Origin of the sequence: Methanobacterium veterum, from assembly GCF_000745485.1 — an archaeon.
GTDB classification, from domain to species: Archaea; Methanobacteriota; Methanobacteria; order Methanobacteriales; family Methanobacteriaceae; genus Methanobacterium_D; species Methanobacterium_D veterum.
Map to the genome: position 1 here is coordinate 469,375 of NZ_KN050694.1, position 20,714 is coordinate 490,088.

The 20,714-nt window shown below is 29.1% G+C and carries 19 protein-coding genes; 9 read left to right on the plus strand and 10 right to left on the minus strand.

Annotated elements, in window-relative coordinates; genetic code table 11:
- The first annotated feature begins 155 nt into the window (after positions 1-155).
- From EJ01_RS16075 to EJ01_RS16090, 4 genes are all read left to right on the plus strand, one after another.
- The gene (locus EJ01_RS16075; RefSeq protein WP_048082717.1) at positions 156-1,154 is read left to right on the plus strand and encodes a glycosyltransferase family 2 protein; all 999 of its coding nucleotides are present in this window, start codon (positions 156-158) and stop codon (positions 1,152-1,154) included.
- Positions 1,155-1,531: 377 nt separating this feature from the next.
- Positions 1,532-1,768 carry a hypothetical protein gene (locus tag EJ01_RS16080; protein WP_048082718.1) on the plus strand — a complete coding sequence of 79 codons (237 nt, stop codon included), beginning with the start codon at positions 1,532-1,534 and terminating at the stop codon, positions 1,766-1,768.
- A gap of 8 nt (positions 1,769-1,776) precedes the next feature.
- Positions 1,777-2,574, plus strand: coding sequence for a hypothetical protein (locus EJ01_RS16085; RefSeq protein ID WP_052376290.1), 798 nt, complete (start codon positions 1,777-1,779; stop codon positions 2,572-2,574).
- 72 nt (positions 2,575-2,646) lie between these two features.
- Positions 2,647-3,249: a hypothetical protein gene (locus EJ01_RS16090; RefSeq protein WP_048082719.1), complete on the plus strand. Its 603-nt coding sequence runs from the start codon at positions 2,647-2,649 to the stop codon at positions 3,247-3,249.
- 141 nt (positions 3,250-3,390) lie between these two features.
- On the opposite strand, the gene EJ01_RS16095 is transcribed toward EJ01_RS16090, so the two are convergent.
- From EJ01_RS16095 to EJ01_RS16105, 3 genes are all read right to left on the minus strand, one after another.
- Positions 3,391-5,151, minus strand: a complete 1,761-nt coding sequence (locus tag EJ01_RS16095; RefSeq protein WP_048192904.1) for an MFS transporter — start codon at positions 5,149-5,151, stop codon at positions 3,391-3,393.
- 151 nt (positions 5,152-5,302) lie between these two features.
- A complete protein-coding gene (locus tag EJ01_RS16100) occupies positions 5,303-5,566 on the minus strand; it encodes an AbrB/MazE/SpoVT family DNA-binding domain-containing protein (protein ID WP_048082721.1) in 264 nt (87 codons plus the stop codon).
- Positions 5,567-6,128: 562 nt separating this feature from the next.
- Positions 6,129-6,548, minus strand: a complete 420-nt coding sequence (locus EJ01_RS16105; RefSeq protein ID WP_048192905.1) for an acyltransferase — start codon at positions 6,546-6,548, stop codon at positions 6,129-6,131.
- Positions 6,549-7,046: 498 nt separating this feature from the next.
- On the opposite strand from EJ01_RS16105, the gene EJ01_RS16110 reads away from it, so the two are divergent.
- From EJ01_RS16110 to EJ01_RS16130, 5 genes are all read left to right on the plus strand, one after another.
- Complete coding sequence (locus EJ01_RS16110) at positions 7,047-7,502, plus strand: Hsp20/alpha crystallin family protein (RefSeq protein ID WP_048082723.1); 456 nt, start codon at positions 7,047-7,049, stop codon at positions 7,500-7,502.
- Between the two features lie 587 nt (positions 7,503-8,089).
- A complete protein-coding gene (locus EJ01_RS16115) occupies positions 8,090-8,539 on the plus strand; it encodes a hypothetical protein (protein WP_157197659.1) in 450 nt (149 codons plus the stop codon).
- Complete coding sequence (locus tag EJ01_RS16120; RefSeq protein ID WP_048082725.1) at positions 8,540-9,025, plus strand: metal-dependent hydrolase; 486 nt, start codon at positions 8,540-8,542, stop codon at positions 9,023-9,025.
- 195 nt (positions 9,026-9,220) lie between these two features.
- Positions 9,221-9,646, plus strand: a complete 426-nt coding sequence (locus EJ01_RS16125) for a hypothetical protein (RefSeq protein ID WP_048082795.1) — start codon at positions 9,221-9,223, stop codon at positions 9,644-9,646.
- Between the two features lie 47 nt (positions 9,647-9,693).
- A complete protein-coding gene (locus EJ01_RS16130; protein WP_052376292.1) occupies positions 9,694-10,989 on the plus strand; it encodes a Coenzyme F420 hydrogenase/dehydrogenase, beta subunit C-terminal domain in 1,296 nt (431 codons plus the stop codon).
- Here the strand turns inward: EJ01_RS16130 and EJ01_RS16135 are convergent.
- From EJ01_RS16135 to EJ01_RS16165, 7 genes are all read right to left on the minus strand, one after another.
- On the minus strand, positions 10,984-12,318 hold the full coding sequence (locus EJ01_RS16135; RefSeq protein ID WP_048082726.1) for a polysaccharide pyruvyl transferase family protein: 1,335 nt from the start codon (positions 12,316-12,318) through the stop codon (positions 10,984-10,986). The genes EJ01_RS16130 and EJ01_RS16135 overlap by 6 nt on opposite strands.
- Positions 12,319-13,743, minus strand: a complete 1,425-nt coding sequence (locus EJ01_RS16140; RefSeq protein ID WP_048082727.1) for a flippase — start codon at positions 13,741-13,743, stop codon at positions 12,319-12,321.
- A gap of 13 nt (positions 13,744-13,756) precedes the next feature.
- Positions 13,757-14,869 carry a glycosyltransferase family 4 protein gene (locus tag EJ01_RS16145; RefSeq protein ID WP_048192906.1) on the minus strand — a complete coding sequence of 371 codons (1,113 nt, stop codon included), beginning with the start codon at positions 14,867-14,869 and terminating at the stop codon, positions 13,757-13,759.
- Positions 14,870-14,903: 34 nt separating this feature from the next.
- A complete protein-coding gene (locus tag EJ01_RS16150; RefSeq protein WP_048082730.1) occupies positions 14,904-17,075 on the minus strand; it encodes a DUF2206 domain-containing protein in 2,172 nt (723 codons plus the stop codon).
- A 13-nt stretch (positions 17,076-17,088) separates the two neighbouring features.
- The gene (locus tag EJ01_RS16155) at positions 17,089-18,270 is read right to left on the minus strand and encodes a glycosyltransferase family 4 protein (protein WP_048082731.1); all 1,182 of its coding nucleotides are present in this window, start codon (positions 18,268-18,270) and stop codon (positions 17,089-17,091) included.
- 1 nt (position 18,271) lies between these two features.
- Entirely contained in the window at positions 18,272-19,255 is a 984-nt protein-coding gene (locus tag EJ01_RS16160; RefSeq protein ID WP_048082732.1) for a class I SAM-dependent methyltransferase, read from the minus strand.
- Positions 19,256-19,460: 205 nt separating this feature from the next.
- On the minus strand, positions 19,461-20,528 hold the full coding sequence (locus EJ01_RS16165) for an NAD-dependent epimerase/dehydratase family protein (protein WP_084689258.1): 1,068 nt from the start codon (positions 20,526-20,528) through the stop codon (positions 19,461-19,463).
- Between the last annotated feature and the right edge of the window lie 186 nt (positions 20,529-20,714).

Below are 20,714 nucleotides of genomic sequence, written 5' to 3' on the forward strand. Positions count from 1 at the left end.
TAAAGATACTCTTTTTTACAAAACATAAACATTTAATAATATATTAGTAATAAATATATAAATTAAAGTATGAAATTAACAATATAGACATACTAAAAACAACTTGCATAGGATCATTTACCCTAATAAAAATAATTAAAAAGCGAGTAGATAATATGGTAAAATTAACAGCAGTAATGCCTGCTTATAATGAAGAATTATGTATAAGCGGCATAATTCTCGGTTCTAAAAAATATGTAGATGAAGTAATTGTTGTTGATGACGGCAGTACAGATAATACTGTAGAAATTGCTGAACTTGCAGGAGCAAGAGTAATACGTCATTACTCCAATAAAGGAAAAGGTGCAGCACTTAAAACTGGCTTTAAAGCAGCTAAAGGATCAGAAATTATAGTAGCTTTAGATTCTGACGGCCAGCATAATCCTGAAGAAATACCAAAACTAATAACCCCCATCCTAACTGGGGAAGCCGATATTGTAAACGGCAGCAGATATATCAACGGAAATAAAAAAGATACTCCATCTTACAGGCGCATCGGCCAAGCAGTGCTGGATAAAGCTACCAATTTAGGAAGCGGACTTGATATCACTGACAGCCAAAGTGGTTTTAGAGCTTTTGCAGGATACACAATACCTGTATTCCAATTTAGCTGTAAAGACTTCAGTATTGAAAGTGAAATGTTAACAGATGCAGCAAATGCAGGGATGCGAATTAAAGAAGTTGAAATAGGGGTTAGATACGACGTTGATGGATCCACTAAAAATCCAGTAAGCCATGGAGTAGGAGTTTTAATTCGAATTATACATAATTTTCAGTTTCAAAGACCATTATTTTACTTTGCATTACCTGGAATTGTAATTACTTTAATTGGTATAGTTTTAGGCTTGATGTTCTTTGGAGATTATCTTGCAAAGTCATCCAACAGCATTGCAAGCAGTATCGCACCCTCAGCAGCTTATAGTTTAGCCCCTACAATACTGGCCATAATGATGACTTTAACGGGAGGATTTTTAGCTTTAACCGGTATAATACTAGATTCCATGACCAAATTGATAAATAAAGTTATGAATTCCCAAAATGGAATCATTATTTCCAAATCTACAGAATCTGTTGAATTTAATAAAATTAAAGATATGAATTTAAAGGGCAAATAACTAATTGGTTTTAGATATTATAAAGAATCATCCATATTAAATTTAAAAAATAAAAAGTTAATTATAATTAGTTATATTTTAGAATATCTTTAATTTTAAATTAAAATTATAATCTTAGTTAATTTACTTTTTCTTTAAAATGAGCGAAATTTTTATTGTTTTATCGTTATAAATCACAGTAATATACTTTGAGTAAAGTTAGTAGATATTATTAATATCAATTTTTCATAAAAATTAGTTAATAGAATTTTTAAACTCTTTAGTATATATTGAATTCTTCTGAAATTATAAACAAGTATTGTGATAGTACTAATTTAATACTAAAATTTATATGCATGTAATACTAAATATTATGATTGTAAGAATAGAGGTGTTATATGATATCGACCGTAACCGCCACTATGACCACAGTAACTATGACTCAAGTTATGGATTACAGTATGATAGCAGCAATTGCATTGATCACATTTCTAGCAATTAAAGAAATCTTAAGTTCTGAAACAAATAAAAACGAACGAATGAAATCATTTGTTAATGGATCTAATGTAGCAATAGGGCCACTTCTCTGTGTATTTGTAGCTATTGTGACTTATAAAATTGTAACGGTCCTTTAGGTGATAAAATGAATCAAAAAAAATTAATAATAGTTATTGCACTTGTAGCTGTCATAGTTTTAGGTGCTTTAGCAGCGACGACTATTATGAAACCTCAAGGACAACAAGTTACAGCTGCAGGAGATAGTGCTACCAAATTAGCATTTTACAACAATGGAACCACATGGTTACATTTAGATGTTGTTATGGAAAATGTAACCTTAAAAAATGGAACTGTACAAAACTTCTACGCACAAATATTCCTAAAACCACATAATGGAACCGCAATAATTGATCTAAGTAACCTTGCAGGTTATGGTGATAAAAAATTACCTGCAGGAACAAAGATAACAATTTTAGCTTCTAAAGGACTTTTCATGCCGGCTAATTCGCCAGCAGTGGGAAGTACAGCTAACTTGAATCTGAGCATGCAGGGATGGTCAAATACAAGAGAACCCAGTGCAGATGATGCACTTTACAATATATTTTACCCTCACTTAAACATATCACAACTCCCCACAATTTCAGGGGCCCCAATAACCAATGATACTGTTATCCTAAAAACAAAAGATAATGAAGTCCAATTTACACCAGAGATAACTAATAAACAAGACCCACTCTTTGAACATGAAACATTAAGCGTTGACAAGAACGGAAAAGTTACAATAACTATAGTACAAAAACCAACACTACAGATACCAACATCAAACGTTTATCAAAACGGTGCTAACTCAAATGGTAAAATTACAGTTACAAAAAATGGTAAAACATATATAATTATCATAATACCAGTACCCCCATTATGCAGTATAATGGCCCATGAATAACTTGTGTTAAAAGCAGTGAAAAACATAAACCTCTTTTATTTTTTATTCAATCATAAAAAAACTGTGATTAAAATGACTCCCAAGAAAATGTTTTTAATAATATTAATTCTTATTTTTGGATTTTTAGCTTATGGAATTGGAAGCGGGACTTTTGAAGAAATGGCATTCAACAGCATACCCTATAACTATACTTCCCATGTTTGGATACCTCCAAATCAGCAAAATGGAAGCTCTTTTGGCGGATCTTATACAATATATGGACAAGGAAAAAATTTTAATTTCAATATAGTACTTCCTGGCGTTGAAAATACAGAAAGTCCGCTTGACTATACAAAAAACGGTCTTAATGGTACAGGACAATTAAATGACTTACATATAACTTATAATACAATAACTAGTCTTTTATCCGGTAATTTAAAAGAAGCCATGTTTAATACAAAATTTAGTGGAATATTCAACATGGCATGTGCTGCATGGACTGGCTACGGTAACTTCACAAATAACGGCCAAAATTTCCTTGGAAACTTCAAAATAGATGGAATCAAGACAGATTGGGAAGGAACATTTAATGTAAAAGAAGATAATAACAGGATAAAATTTCAAATGAATTACGTATATTATCCAAATAAAGACCGTCAAAACGCCAAAAACATTCAAGAAATTATCTATATGTAATTATGACTGTAAATCCCAGACTAAAAACATGATAATGCATATTTAAAAAAAGAAATTGAGAGAAATTAAACCAATTTAATTTCTCCATATCTGGCTTCACTTCTTTTTACAGCTTTTCAGCCTTGTAAAGCTTTATTTATACTATTTTTCCTCAGCTTCCACTAATTCAGACCCTAAGCCTGAATCAGACTTCACGTCAACTACCTGCATCTTATGCACATAATTGGCTCCACGAAGCCCGGATAATACCGCCCCTATAGCACAGAATGCTGCGCCTATATAAAATGACATTCTAAGAGCGGGCATAAATGCCTCTGCAAGTGTTTGCGGGAACCAGGTAGTGCCTGTAAGTATTGTCAAAGTTCCTTGAGGTATGGAAGACACAAACTGAGTTGGCAATGCGCTGAGTATTGTGCTTACAGGGTTAAAGCCCAGGAATGCTGAAAACAGAGCACCTGTTGGTGGAATGCTGCTTAAAACTGGAGCTAGCTGTACCGCACCAATACTTGCCAGTGAAGAGGTCATAGCACCAGGGAACTTCTGAGTGATTCCCACAATAACTATGGTGAAGAACATAGCCATACTTGCAGTAAATGCTGTCATTATAACCGTTGTTATCATACCAGAGGCAACTCCCCTGTCCTTTGGTGATACAGAATTCATTATGGATGCAGTGTTTGGTGAACTGAACATTCCCTGTCCTATACCCATCATGAATATTGCTGCGCCAAATTCAAGGTAACTGAAGTCGTATGGAAGTGCTGCAAGTACCAAAAATGCAGCTGCTGAAATAACCATCCCCAGAGTTGCAATCCACCTTGGGCCGTATTTATCTGAGAGCATTCCTGAAATAGGTCCCATTACTACAACTCCCAAAGTAAGAGGCAGCATGTATACCCCTGCCCAAAATGGAGTTGATTCATAGCTGTAGCCGTGAAGAGGCAGCCAGATACCCTGTAAAAGGATAATGAGCATGAACATCATTCCACCCCTGCCCATAGCATTCAGGAAACCAGCTATATTAGCATAGCTGAACATCTTTATTTTGAAGAGGTCCATTCTAAACATTGGGTTTTCAGCACGGTTTTCAATGAATGGGAACACCGCAAGCAGTGCAAATCCTATAATCATTGATGCAATTACCCATGGATTATGCCAGCCCATAGCGTCATTGCCATAAGGCATTAAACCGTAGGTTATTCCAAGTAATATGCTTGTTATTGAGGCAACAAAGACAATATTGCCTATAATATCAATTTTTGTATTTGGATCCCTGTAGGATATCTCTTTAAGTTTAAGGAACGACCAGATGGTACCCAATAATCCAAATGGCACGCTGACCAGGAAAACAAATCTCCAGTCATAGATTGCAAGGATACCTCCAAGCAGCAGCCCAATAAACTGTCCTGACATGAATGCGACCATATTGATACCCAATGCTTTACCTCTCTCGCTGACAGGGAAAGCATCAGTTAGTAGCGCTGAACCATTTGCCATTAAAAATGCAGCACCTATTGCCTGGATAATCCTGAATGCAATAATCTCTATAGCACCAATGTCACCGGTTCCCGGAGTTAAATAGAGAAGGATAGAACCCACTGTAAATATTAAAAATCCAATCTTAAACAGCTTTACCCTACCATAAATATCCGACAAACGCCCGAAACCAAGCATTAATGTTGCTGTTACAAGACCGTATCCCATAAGTATCCACAAGAGATACTGGAATGAATTGAGCGGGTCAATATGAATACCATTGAAAATGGCAGGTAGTGAAATTAGAGTTATACTTCCGTTAATTGAGCTCATTAATCCTGACATTATAACGTTGATCATTACAACCCATTTATAATCGAGCCCACGTTTTTTTCCTATACTTTTGCCTGAAACTGTACTATTCAACTGATCACCTGTTAATTAAATGAAATAGCATTCTCTCTAGAGCTAATACTTATTTAAAATACGTTTGAGATGCTGTATTACGTATAATTAAGTTTAATACGTTTTATTTAAATGTTGATTTATTATTAAAATAGAATTTTAAAGTTATAACCTATTCATCCTTTTTATCATCTATATCTCCATAATCTTTATTTTCAACTATTTGAAGGGCAATATCTTTCATTATATCTGCTTTTGCAAGCAGATCTTCTGCTTTCATAATTAAGATTCCTTTGCCTTCAAGTCCACGCACAACTAGAGTATCTCCGCTTTGTATATCGAATAAATCCCTGATATCTTTGGGAATAACGATTTGTCCCCGTTCACCTACTTTAGCTGTGCTGAGAACACATTTTCTGTTACTTTTATGATTCATTTTTAACCACTTGAACAATTCATGTAAATCATATTTATCGTACTTATCACATTTATGCGATAAATTATATTTAAATGTATTGAAGTGAAGATTATATAGATCAATCTAGGTACTCCAAATAAAAATATACATGTTTAATTGAACTTATAAAGCAAATATGATCATCATATATTAAAAAAGACCGTTTAAAATGATATTTTATTTAAACAGCTCAGTTTTACCTATTAAAAATGGTTTTTAATAGCATTTATTTAAAAATGACAGTATGTCCCCTTCAATTATTATCCAGATCCCTATAAATCCTTAAAATAAAATTTTATAGTCATATCTAAAAACAGAACCGATAAAGGACCACAATACTTAGATAACAATTAAAGCTCTGTTTAAAAGATTGGTTTTATTGATATATAAATCTATCGGCTGTCCGATACTTGTAAAGTTTAAATTAGTAATATGAAAAATTACTCTATGAATTTAAGTTTATCTTACTTTATTGTTTTTGAGTAATATTTATCGAAATTTTATTAAACTAATTAACAAACTAAGTAATAAATACTGAAAATCAGCTAACTGATTTAATGGAATTAAACGCATACTTATCCAATTTCTTAATCTTTCTTGCAGGTATTCCCGCATATAAACAATTTGCATCGCAATCTTTATTAACTAATGATCCTGCAGCAATAATACATCCATTACCTATTGTAACTCCAGGTAATATTGTAGTTCTGGCTCCGATCCAACAATTATCCCCTACATTTATAGGCATTCCTGTTGCTTCTTTAAACTTTCCGTTATTATCCAAATTATGTGTAGATGTACAAAACATAACTTCCATTGCTATTAAACAGCTATTACCAATTATAATTGGAAAAAATGCATCAAAAAAACAATTATAATTAACAAATGTTTCATAACCTATTGATACTTTAGAACTTCCCATAAATACTCCTGGAGATATGCCCTTAGTATTTATCTCCATACCCCATAAATTGTAAATAAACGTTCTAATAAAGCAGGGTGTTAATTTAGAAGAAGCGATGAGATTAATAATTAAATCCCTAGTTATAACTGAAAATTGATCTTTAATTAAATTAAAACGTCTGATATAATATTTCATATTTATTAATATTAAATTATTATTATTTAATTTTTGTTCTTTTTGGAGATTAAATCGTAATTGGAAACATAAAAATGAAATTTAACGTGTTAAATAATAAATAAGATATTTATTAAACATATAAAAACAAATTAAATTCATTAAATGTTTAAATAATCATATTATTAATAAAAGCGCCATAATATTTAATAAAAAAACCCTAAATTTAAGATATTTAGTATAAATTCATCACATTTAAATTTAAAGATATCTTGAAAAGTTAAACCGTTAAATCAAATTTTTCTATTATCCATCTAGAAGTAAGTATTTTATAGTTTACAAACCAAATATAATACTGACTCAAAAAATGAGGCCGATAAAATGCATGATAGAAGATATAGAAAAAGGACTATTTTAGATAGGAAAGGTTTAATTGAAAGAATGCTTGAAGACACATCCCGAACAATCGACAGTATGAAGCAGGACCTTGAAAGGTCAGTTGTTGATTACACATTCGTCCCCGGGAAGGATATAATCGAAACTGACGAAAGTGTAATTGTACATGTGGACCTGCCGGGCATCAATAAAGAAGATATCGAATTAAACCTGACTGAAACAAAATTAAAAGTTAAAGCAGACTTCAATATTGAACTTGAAGTGGAACATGGAAATTATATAACACTCCATGATAGAAAATCAGGTGTCATGAGGAGAACTGTAAGGTTCCCTAAAAAGGTGATACCTAATGAAGCAGAAGCTACTTTTGAACACGGTGTTTTAACTGTCGAAGCTCCAAAATTAGAGAGAGAAGAAAGTTTCAGCGTGAAAATTAAATAACAAAAGAATTTTATTTAATTTTACTATTTTTTATTTTCATTTCAAGAACAAATCAATATACTATTCAACACATACTATTTCTTAATTAACTATCCCAAACTTAATCATTATTTCATATTAATTCATATTACACGATTAATTCCTAAAAATATACATAAATGACCCATCCAGTGTATATGTAGTCCTCTATTTATGGCAATTTTTCAATAGATCTAATTTGGATATTTAGTTTTGAAAAGGGGATATTTATTTCGTTATATTGAAGTATAGCGAACTTGTAAAATCTACAGATTTTACACGTCAAAAATCATAGATTTTTGACAGTAAGTGAAAATTGTAAATTTTCAATGCATCAAAAATATTAAATTTTTGATAGCTTACAAAAACCTTGTTTTTGTGTCATCAAAAATAGTAAATTTTTGATAGTTTGTAAACCTATAGATCTTGAAACCGTGAAAAAATGAAAAATTTTGAAAGCCACCAAATGCATAAAGAACTTTTTTTGAAGTAACTATTCGCCAAAATAATTTTTATACACATCTGTTAAAACAGTAATACCTATTAAACATGAAAATTAATTAGTAGTTATGGATCTTAAACGAATCACAGCAGGATCAGTATTAATGCTAATTTTATTGAGTTTATGCATTTATTACCATGACTATCATGAATTTAACTCAAAATACCCATCTACAGCTGCTATTGAATCATATTATCCTGAAGGGTCTCAAGTATTCATTGATGGGACTGTAGTTAAGCCAAACAGCAACGGTTTTTACCTTCGCGACGGTAATAACATGGACATAGTATACAATGTGATTTCGAGCGAACATGTCCAGCCTGATGACACCGTGCAGCTTCTTGGAATTCTAGGGCCAAATTATACTATTAAAAGTACCAAAATATACGTGGAAACAAAAGGAGGCTATGAATTTATAATATTCAGGTCTGCCCTTGCTATAATTGTCTTTATTTTCATATTTTTCTGGTACTGGAAGTTTAACTTTAAAACATTTGAACTTATTCGGAGGCGCTAAATGCCTGACTGGATAACACATTTACTGGCTGCATGGATGCTGTGCACAATCCTGAGCTTTAAGTACAAGCAGATTAATCCAGCTTATACTGTTGTGTGCATGGTAGGGGCTCTGATTCCAGATACGTTTAAGATAGTGATACCCCTTGGGCTTATGGGCATAAAAGCCGAGAACTTTTTAATGCCCATGCACCTTCCGGTAGGCTCGTTAATCATTGCTTCCATATTCACACTCTTTTTTAAGGATAACAAAAAATTAGTCCTGTCGCTTTTAGTACTCGGAGTTGCAACTCATTACGCGCTTGATCTGCTCTTAACTAATTTAAGTGGTGGTATGGCACTGTTGTTCCCATTTTCATGGGCTTCATGGACTCTTAATGTTATACCCGATGATGACTGGCATATCACGCTGCTTGCAGTGGGGCTTGCCGTGGTTGTTTATTTTGTTTCGGTTTGGTTTAAAAACAGGAAAAGTAATTTAGAATAATTCTGTTAAAAAATTTAAATCATGGCAAAATAATTAGTAATATTATTTAACGCGAGAATATGTTTCTATTTAATATTATTAGGCTATTAATTATGCAATCCATGTAAACAGTGAAAATTTGTTTAATATAATAATGACAATATTTATATAAACGTGAAAATAAGATAAGTATTGAGACTTATGTTTAAACGAGGAATGGATAGTAAGGGGCAGTTATCAGTAGAATATCTATTACTGCTGGTCGTAATTTTTGTTGTTTTTGGGGCTATGATTACCTATTTGATTGGACCATCTATAGATTCGGCTAATGATATTTCTGATGTGTCTGCCACCAGTAATACTATAAATAGCATTGCAAATGCAGTAAATCTTGTTTATGCTAATGGGCCTGGTTCAAAAAGGACAGTTAATGTTTATTTTCCCCAAAACATGTCTCTTAAAAGATCAGGATATGATATTAATGCAACTATCACTTTATCTAATGGTACTACTATAATTAAAACTGCTAAAACAGATTATCCCATGCCAGGTTACAATGCAGTTATTCCAAAAGGATGGCATACTGTAACAGTTGTTTGGAATAATGGAGAAAATTTCATTAGACCTTTAGTAGTTCTGTAAATAAATTATTATCTACAAAATCTTTAATTTTCAAATTGTGTGATAAAATGAGCAATAATACAATTTATCAAGTTGTTAAAGATAATTTATGTACAGGATGTGGAACTTGCATATCATTATGCCCCGTTGAAGCCATTGTACTTACAAAGGAACCCCATAAAGGAATTTATATTCCCAAAATAAATGAAAAAAAATGTAATAATTGTTCTATATGTTTTAGAATATGTCCAGGTCATGAGGTTAACTTTAAAGAACTTAATTTAAAAATATTTGGTAAAAAATCAGAAAATAGTCTTATTGGGAATTATATTGAATGTTACGCAGGACATACAACAAATTATGAATTAGGATACGATTGCGCATCAGGAGGCCTTATAACACAAATTTTAATTTTTGCTTTAGAAAATGAAATAATAAATGGAGCTTTAATTACCAAAATGAATGAAGATAATCCTCTTGAACCGGAATGTTTTATTGCCCGAACAAAAGAAGAAATAATAAAAGGTTCTAAATCAAAATATTGTCCAGTTCCGGCAAATATTGCTTTAAAAGAGATTCTAAAATCAGATGAAGAAGAAAAATTTGCAGTTGTTGGTTTACCTTGCCATATACATGGAGTTAGAAAGGCAGAATTAATTTATAAAAAATTAGAAAAAAAGATTATAATACACCTAGGAATTTGGTGTAGTGTAACCTGTAACTTTTTGGGAACAGAATTTATTTTAAAAAAATATGGAATTCATAAAGAAGAAGTAGTTCAGCTTAGTTATAGAGGAAAAGGATGGCCTGGAGGCATGTCCCTAAAACTTAAAAATGGAAAAGAAATATTCATATCTCAAGAAGAATATTGGAATGATGACTTTTCATCTTTTATATCATCTCGATGTAAAGTTTGCTGTGATGCTAGTGCTGAATTAGCTGATATTTCTTTTGGAGATTATAGAGGTAAAAAAGTCATACTAGATAATAATATTGGAAAATCTGGAATTATTGTTAGAAATGACATTGGAAAAGATATTTTAAATAAAATGCAGTTAGCTAATGAACTAACAATATTCAAAACAGATTGTAAAGATATTTCACACCTTCAATATTATTTTTATTTTAAAAAAAGTATAAGAGCGTGTTTCCTAATATTTACAGTGCTTAATAAAAGAATACCGGATTATAATTATGATTTTACCAAACCCAAGCTAACAGATTATATATTCCAAGTTTCATTATATTTACGTGCGTTAATGGCATCTAAAAGTTATTTATGGAAATTATTGATAATATACAATAAATCATATAACTTTATATTAGATACTGTTATTAACTACAAGAATAAATCTAATTCATAAATATTCTTTAGCCAACAAAACATTCCTTTTACTCTCATTTTGCATTATCTTTATATTTTTTTTAATTTTTTTATCAAGATTATTTCTTTCGCTAGAAAGTTCATTAACCTTAAATTTAAGTTCTTCTAAATTTAACGTTTCAATTTTAAGTACATACTTATCCAACTCTATTAATTTCATAATACCAAATGCTTTATGTCCATCGTATTCAATTGCAATTGTTGGTACATTCATAGAAAGAGAAAGTATACACGAATGGAAACGTGTACCTATTAAAAAAGCCATATTTCCATACATCCCTTTCAATTCTTCAGGAGTATAATCCTCTGTAAGCACTTTTACCCTATCTTTATTTTTGATCCTTTTAAATATTTTTTTAGACACAATTCTGTCATCTTTTACTATAGGTACAATTACTTGTGGGAAAAAAACAACATTTGCATCAAATTTTTCTATGATATAGTCCGAAATTTTAGATAATACATTTACATAATTTTCATTTAGTTCTTTTTTTCTAGCTATATCTTTTTCGCTCGGAAAATTCCAGGGAATAGCTGTAATGCCAACCCATATTTTATTTTCAGGTAAATTGGTATCTTTTTTTAGTATAGATTTTGCATCTTCATTTGATATTGAGGGTAATATAAATGCAGCGTCTGCTGTTAAATATACTGGAGAAGATATCCTCATATTTTCTAAAAGTTTTTTTGAAGTTTCTTCACGAGTTGTAATTAAGTTAACTCGGTTTAATATCCATTTTATAAATATTAATCCATATTTATGATTAAATGGTCCAATAGATTGTGCATATAACATTATTGGTTTATTAAGCATTATTCCAAAGAACATTTCATAAAGAATTTCAATGGGTAAATGTACCGTATGGATTATATTTTGTCCTCCACAGAGTATTATATAATCCGCTTCTTTATATTCATTCACTATATCTTTATTATTTAAAAGAAGAAATTTAGCATCTATGTGTAAATACTTGTAAATTATAAGCCACAATGTGTTTAAAATTATCAAAGATGAGAGAGATAAAAATGCCAATAATATTCTAAATAATTTAACTTTAATGGAACTAATTTTTAATAAAAATAAATGATACTCAAAAAAGATACCTGGAAGTACTTCAACATCATATTTACTATATTGAACTTTGTCTATTTCATCCATTAAAAAACTTGATGCAACTATCACAAATTCCGGATTATGAAATTCATTCATTAAAGCATTTATCATAGAAATCAACATTGCTGACTGCCCTTTATCTAGCCAAGGCCCTATAGCAGGTATTAAAATTTTATCACTTTTTTTATTTTTCATTTATTCACCATTTATTTCTGTTACTATAATTGTTTTTAATTCTTCTTTTGAAAATATTCTTAAATAAAATAACGAAATTATGTATGCTATAATTGATCCTAAAAGAGCAATAAAAATGTTTAATGAATTTAATAGATAAATTAATATTAACATTGCAATTCCCGACAACAATATCCTAAATATAATTAACAATGGAACTTTATGAAGATATTTGCTTATATAACGGAAACAAATACTGAAAAAAATAAATTCAGTTAATACATTAACTACAGAAGATCCTAAATAACCATAAAAAGGTATCAAAATTAAATTAAATAATATGTTAAGAATCAAACATATTAAAATAATTTTAAATAGTAGATTTTGTTTATTTATTGAAATAAGTAAAGTTCTGAATAAATAAGTAGCAAAAATAAAAGGAACCGTCCATATTAATATTTGTAAAGATAATATAGATTGCTTAAAGTCTAATCCATAAATCAATAATATTATGTTATTAGCATAAAAAGTAGCTATAATTGCAATAGGTATAGCTATAATCAATAAATATTTAAAAGTTTTCTCATAAGAAGTTTTGAGCGATTCTTGTGATTCAATATGTAATTTAGAGAATAAAGGAAGCACAGTAGTTGTAAAAATCATAGGAATAAATATTAATGCAGCTAATAAATTATAAGAAGCAGTGTAAATACCTACTGAAACTTCTCCTTGCAATAAGGACAATATGATTACATCAACTCTGAAATAAACCGTTGCAAATATTAAAGATAATGAAAAAGGTATAGCTGCCCTAATAGTGGGTTTCCAGAATTTTTTATTGATTTTATTTATTCCAACATCTAAATATATTTTGCTCATAATTATATTCAAAAATAGAATTATTAAACTAGACAATAAATAAATTAATGCAATTATTGTAACATTAAATTTTAGATTAATTGCTATCAAAATTCCTATAAATATCAAAACAACATTTAAAGTTTGCCCAAAAGCTTGATATTCCATTTTTTCATGTGATTGGAAAATTGAAGAGTATGTGGACATTATAGCAGATACTATTGATGATAATGTAATCAAATAAACAACTAACTTTGTCTGATAAGAATAGTCCATGAGATTTAAACTAATAATTGCAATAATAAAGGTTAAAACTGCTAATACAAATCTTATACACAATATATTAGACAGATATTCAGTTGCTAATGATTTATTTCTAGATACTTCTCTAGTCATTAACCCACTAAATCCCAAATCAGTAATTATTCCAAAAATACCTCCAAGAGCAATAGCTAATGAAAGAATTCCAAATCCACCTACACCTAAATATCTAGCTAATAATAGAGTATATAAAAAAGACAATATATTAATTATAACATTAGAAACAAATAAAGAGCTAAAATTCTTGAAAATATTATTAATTGCCATTTAAATTCCTACTTTAAAATATATTTACATACTCTAAGATTATTTTATCAAAATCATGTTCATCTTCAATATATCTTCTTCCGTTTGTACCCATTTCAATTCTTAAAGTATCACTATTTAATAAAACTTCTAAATCTTCTTTTAGTCGTGTTAAATCTTTTGAATGAAATCCCATTTTATATTTAGTAATTATTCTATCGGGATTAGCATTAAGGCTCACTACAGGCATATAATTCATCCATGCTTGAATAAACGAATTTGGGAAACCTTCAAACATTGAAGTATTTACTAAGATTGTTGCATTATTAAAGTAATGATCTATTTCATCAAAAGGGACAACACCCAAAAATTCAAAATTATCTAATTTTTTAGAATCTTCTTTTAATTTATTATAAAAAATAATATTATCTTGATGACCACCTATCATCTGAAATTTAACTTTAGGCATCATTTTAGCCAGTTCAATGAACAACTCAGGTTGTTTAACTTCAGTAATTGAACCTACCCATAAAATGACCTGATTTTTAGATTTATTTTCCAAAGTATTATTTTTAATTTTTATATGATTTTTAATTATTATCCCTTTTTTTTTATAATTTTTTAAGAGTTCTTTATACTGATATCCATTTTGTAAAATAATAATATCTGCTAATTTTATATCTAGCCAGTTTCCAATAGATTTAAAACTTAACTTTGATTTCTCAAATTCAGCAATTTTTTTATTAATTATGTTCCTATTAACTAAAGCATCAGAACCTATTCGATAAATACTTTTTTTCTTCATTAAATATGAAAATAAGGATATAATTCCTAAAGAATCTCCATAATGGAAATAAATATCGGAATCAGATTTCTTCAATGCTTTCCAAATACATTTCATTTTCGAGAATATATTAATTTGTGAGTTAGGTTTATACGTCTTTATTATCCTTATTTGACCTACAAACTCTTCTTTAGGTCCTTCTTCATAAAAAGTAATGAAAGTAATTTTATGCCCGTGATTAAGTAATTCTTTTGCCAAAGTAAATTGGTCAACATCAGGCCCTATTATATTTTTTGATGCTTTCCCCTTTAGGAGTGAATAAGCTGTTGGAGCTAAAAAGCAGATTTTTTTCTTGTTTAACATTGGATTACCCTTATTATTTATATAAATCAACGATTTATTCTAAAATATTAGAACCATCATCATAAATTTTATTTTTTTCTTTAACTATGGGCATTAACGAATTTATGCTGATATATCCTTCAGTAGTAGCACCTTCAATATCTTGTGGAACATTTAGCTCCCCATTGATATTAGTAGGTCTTAAGTATATATATGAACCATTCTTTATATCCTGAAAGGTATTTGTTATCAAATTATATCTCAAACTTCGTGAATTAATACCAGTTAATCCACCTAAAAGTGCAAATCCATTAGAGTCAGAATAAACATAACTATCATTTCTATATTTACTCAACCATCCTGCACTTGTAACTTCTATTTCATTGAACACAGGTGGATCATTCACACTTGTAAAGGCCATTGTTGGTTTATAAGGTTCTTTAAACACTTCCTGAATAATTCCAGTATTAAAAAGTAAGAATACTATAAAAAATATTGAAATAATATTAAATTTTCCACGAATACTCCATTTTTTATTGAAAATAATTAATTTAGGGAAATATTCTAAAATTAATAGAAACCCAATAACCATAAAAGGTGATAAAACTATAAGAGTAATCTGAAATATTCTTACAGTATCCAACTGATTAGAAAAATTAGGTACTATTATTGATATTATACAAATTATCAAATTAGCTATAGCAAAAAGAATAAAATTCTTTTGCACTTTTAGTCTTTTAACTGTTTCACCAAATTTTAATATGTAACCCATAATACCAATTACTATTAAAAATTGTGTAATAATATATAGATATTTTGTTATAGTATTTAAAGGAGTATTTTTAGTCACAATTATACCTAAACCTTGAGTAGAACTTGGATCTAAAAAGTCCGCTATGAATGATTGACCTATATTATCAAAAATTTTTACAATTGAAATAAAGACTGAAGAATTGGCAGTATATAGATACCATGCCAATACACAAGTTAAAAACAAAATCAAAATATTAAACGTAATATTATCATTATTACTCTGTTTTCGGTATTTATTTATCAAATACTGTAGAAAGTAAACTCCAATAAATATAGCTAGAAAAATGTATGCTAAACCATAATGTGAAACTGTCAAAGAAAAAATAAACAGCACTAATAATACGCTTTTACTTTTTTTATCTATTTTTGTATCTAATAATAATAAGATAATTGCAACGAGAAAAATTTCACCTATTATCTCCCTCATTAACTGGAGCATGTTATAAAAGAAACTATAAGATGTTACAAAATAAATGCATGAAAAAAATGCAATTTTGCTATTGATTTCCCTTTTAAATAGTTTAAATAATCCAAGAGGAACCAAAGAAAAGAATAATGGATAAATTACTTTAAATATCCATACTAAATTTATACCGCAAACATGATAAAAATATGATGGCAATGTAGTAATACTTAAGATTGTAGTTCCCGCACTAAAAAAGGTCCAGTTAGAAGGAAATAATGTTGATTCCCATCTGAAATTATTAATTATAGAAGTAGCTACAAAATATTCTCTTTGAATATCATAACCTGCAATATAATTAGAAACTAATGAGTTCTGAAATAACAAAGAAATAGAAATTATGAAAATTGTTAAAGGGTATAAATTCTTCCCTATTTTATTAAATCCAACAAGAAGGATAATTATAGCTATATATATTATTAGAACCATAGTTCCAATGTTATTATTGTAATAATTTATCAAATATGATCCAAATATGCTTAAAAAGAGAGGCAATATCAAAAATAGCTGTTTTAAAGATATTTTAATATCTATTTGATTAGGCTTAGAATAATCATTGCCAATAAAGTAACTTAATACTAGCAAGGAGATTGTAAATAAATTCATAGACAGTAATAATGGTAACAATGAAAGTGGTTTTTCAATGCCCAAAGGAGGAAATATAATACTAATAATTAGACCCGTAAACATTAACGCAGTGAGACTTAATCCAACAGTATATAAAATTGTTTCTATATTACTAAGGTTATGTAATTTAAGAACTCTAAGAACTAGTATTCCCGGTACAAAAACAAGATAAATAAGCCCAATAATTTCTCTTATAAATGGAATATTAATTCCTATAAACTCTAAGCCTAATGAACCCCATAAACTTAGGTGTATAAGCAATATAAACCTAAAAAATTTTTTAAATTCACAGTTATTCAATTTAATATAATTTTCTGTAAGCATGTTGTTACCAATATTATATTTTTTTCATTTTATTCAGTGCTTCTTTAACTGTATTTTCAATCGCACCATAACTATATTTATTTAGTACGGTTTCCCGGCCATTATGAGCTATTTTATGGGCTTCATCTGAATTTAAAATTATCCATTCTATCTTTTTTTCTAGTGATTTAACATCACCGGGCGTAACAAGAAAGCCATCATTTCCATCATCAATTGTATCAATAATACCTCCAACTGCAGAACAGACTGTAGGCAATTCCATAGATAAATATTCAACAACTTTTATAGGATTAGCCACTCTGTTTATTTTACAATCAATTTTTGAACAACAAAGAATGTCAAAAGCAGATAGATATTTTGGGACTTCTTCATATGGCTTTGAAGGAATTAAAATAATTTTATCATTTAATTTCATAGTCTTTACTAACTTCTCAATATCATTATCTCCTGAAAAATATATTTTTCCCATAATGGCTAATTTAAGTGAAGGATATTTCTCACTTAACTTTTTAAATGCCTCAAGAAGAATAGGTATTCCTTCATAATAAGCAAAAGAACCAGTATATCCAATTACTATGTCATTTTTTCTTATATGGAGTTCCTTTCTTTTTTTGTCTCGAGATATTTTATCCATTTTAAAAGAATTTGTATTTATACCATTAGGAATATAGGATACATTCTTACATTTATATTCATATTTAGCAAAATCATGGAGATAGTAACTAATTGCAAAAATCATACTGGCACTTCTTGCAGAATATTTTCTTATAAAATCCGGTATTATTTTAAAAAAGTTAGTATCAATAAAATCCAAAATAACGGGCTTATTCCTAATTTTACCAGTTATAATTGCAGGTATATAACTTATTTCAGTTATAAAATCTGAGAAAATAAAATCCGAATTCTTAGATTCCTTGAAAGCATAATAAAAGACAGGAAAAATAGCTAACGCTTTTAAATATTTTGGTAAATTTTTAGGTAAATGAACAACAGTTGTTTTAAATGATTCATCTTTTTTATGTTCAATATAAAATTTATCAGAAAAAAAAGAAAATGAAATTAAATTTATTTCAATACCAATATTTTCAAATATAGACATCATGTTCTTAAAACGTGCCCCTCCAGCTATTCCAGTTCCATCAGACAGTAACTGACCAATACAAACCATTTTTAATTTATCTGCTTTGTTCTTCATTTTAAATCTCCGTTTTAACCATTACAAATTCACATTGATCTCCTCTTTTAATCAAATTCAATACCAAAGTAAGAGGTAAAAAAAATAAATTTAAAAGAGGATTTTGAACTAAACTTCTATTACATCTTTTTTTTCTTTTATCTTCAAGGAAATATATAATAGAACTGATAAATTGAAAAGAAGGAGTTGAATTATATCTAATTTTAATTATATCAAAACCATATTTTTCAGAATATTTTTTTAAAACACTTGTAGAGAATAAAAATAAATGCCTTGGCGAATCTAATTGTGCCCAATACTTCCCAAATATTTTAAATGCTAAAGAATCGCTTATAGGCGTAGCTATAACAAGAAAACCATTAGGTTTTAAAATACGGTGCAATTCTTTCATTATTTCAGAAGGATTATCAACATGTTCTAATACATGATTTAATGTTATCAAATCAAAAAAATTATCGTTATACTTCGCTTCTAATAATGTGCCTGTAGTTATGTCTAAATTATATTGTTCAGATAGTTCTCTATCTATTTTTCCAGGTTCAACACCATAAGCATTCATTCCTAAATATTTCATTACCAATGGAAAATAGCCTATACCACAACCAACATCTAAAAAATTTCCATTCTCAACAAGACTTATAGTTCTAAACATAGGACTAAATGGAACTAATAACAAATTTATTAAGCGAAAAAATATTGATTGATCTGATCTAACATTACAGTATTGATATAACATTTCAATTAGAGTAAAAACTTTCCTAAAATGTTTAATTTTTCCTTCATCAAATACAGAATAATTATCAGGATAATGATTAGTTAAAATATTAAAAGATGGTTGGGGATATACAAAAATTAAACCACATTCTTTACATTTAAGTAAATTAAATGAACCTTCCATTTCAGGGAACATCCTATCCTCATTTGAGAAAAGAAATTCAACCTCTTTCGATTGACATAAATCACAATATGGAAATTTGCTATTCATTATATATCACTCTATTATATTTATACCAAAAATTTTCAAAAAATAGAAATTAAATTCTATACAAAGATATTATAACTGTTTACTAATTTTGATTTAATAATATCAACTAACTTTCAAATCACTGCAACTTATTTAGAATTTTATATTTAAAATAATCTTCAACAAAATTCTTTTTATATTTTTAATTATGTCATTTCTAAGTGATTTAAACCCTTAAACAGTTAATATTTTTATTAGAACTCATTTGCTTTAATTTTACATATTTGGGCTCTTTAGAATCGAATTCTGCACTTCTTTCGATATTATCCCAGTTATTTACAAACCATTCATAAGTCTTTTTTAGCCCATCATTAAATGACATTCTAGGTTTATAGTCAAGTAACTTTTCGGCTTTCTCAATTGATGAGAGCAATTTCGTTTTTGCATCCCAATTTCTACGTGGAGCATATCTGATACCTTTTTCATTGCCAGTAAGTTCATTTACAGTATTCGCCATGTCTATAACCCTATGATCCTTAGCTGATCCAAGATTTATGGCCTCACCAATTGCTTCTTCTTTTATACCCATTGCAAGCAAACCAGCAACTATATCCTCAACATAAGTCCAGTCCCTTGTTTCACTTCCATCTCCAGTAATTGGAAGTGCATTTCCAGTCATAGACCAGTAGAAGAAATTAGGAATTACATTCCTGTATTTTCCAGGTACTTCACCAGGGCCAAAAACATTGAAAAAACGAGCATTAACAACAGGAACATCATATAAATTATGGAAATAATTAGTGTAAAGTTCACCAAGTAATTTAGTAACCTGATAAGGAGTATGGAGACTTATTGAAATATCATGCTCTTCAAAAGGCATTTTAGAGTCCAGACCATAAACACCACATCCAGAAGAAGAATACACGAACCTTTTAACTCCAATAAGTTGAGCATACTGTAACACTTTTAAAATTCCGATTCCATTTACCATTAAATCCTTCTCAGGATTATCCACAGAATTCTGGTTGGCAAAATGGGCAGCTAAATGGAATACATAGCCTGGTTTTTCCTTAAAGACCCGTTTTAATGCATTATCATCCAGAATATCCCCTTTTATAAATTGAATATTATCATTTTGTGGAATATTCCATTCATATGCAGATGATAAATTGTCCAATATTATTACTTTTTCTGCACCTAACTCTGCAATTTTACGGGAAAGATTACTACCAACGCAACCCGCGCCGCCTGTAATTAATACTGTTTCCCCTTCATATTCATTTAATACGTTCATTTTAGTCACCTTCATGCCTTCCATATTCATTAGTTATTCTACAAACGAAATATAACTAAAATCGCTATCGGCGTGGAAATTAATATTTAATTATAAAAGTAAACTGATATAAATCTTTTCATTAAGATATTACTTATAAATCGTATTATTATTAATAATAATATTAATTATGATTAAATGAACACA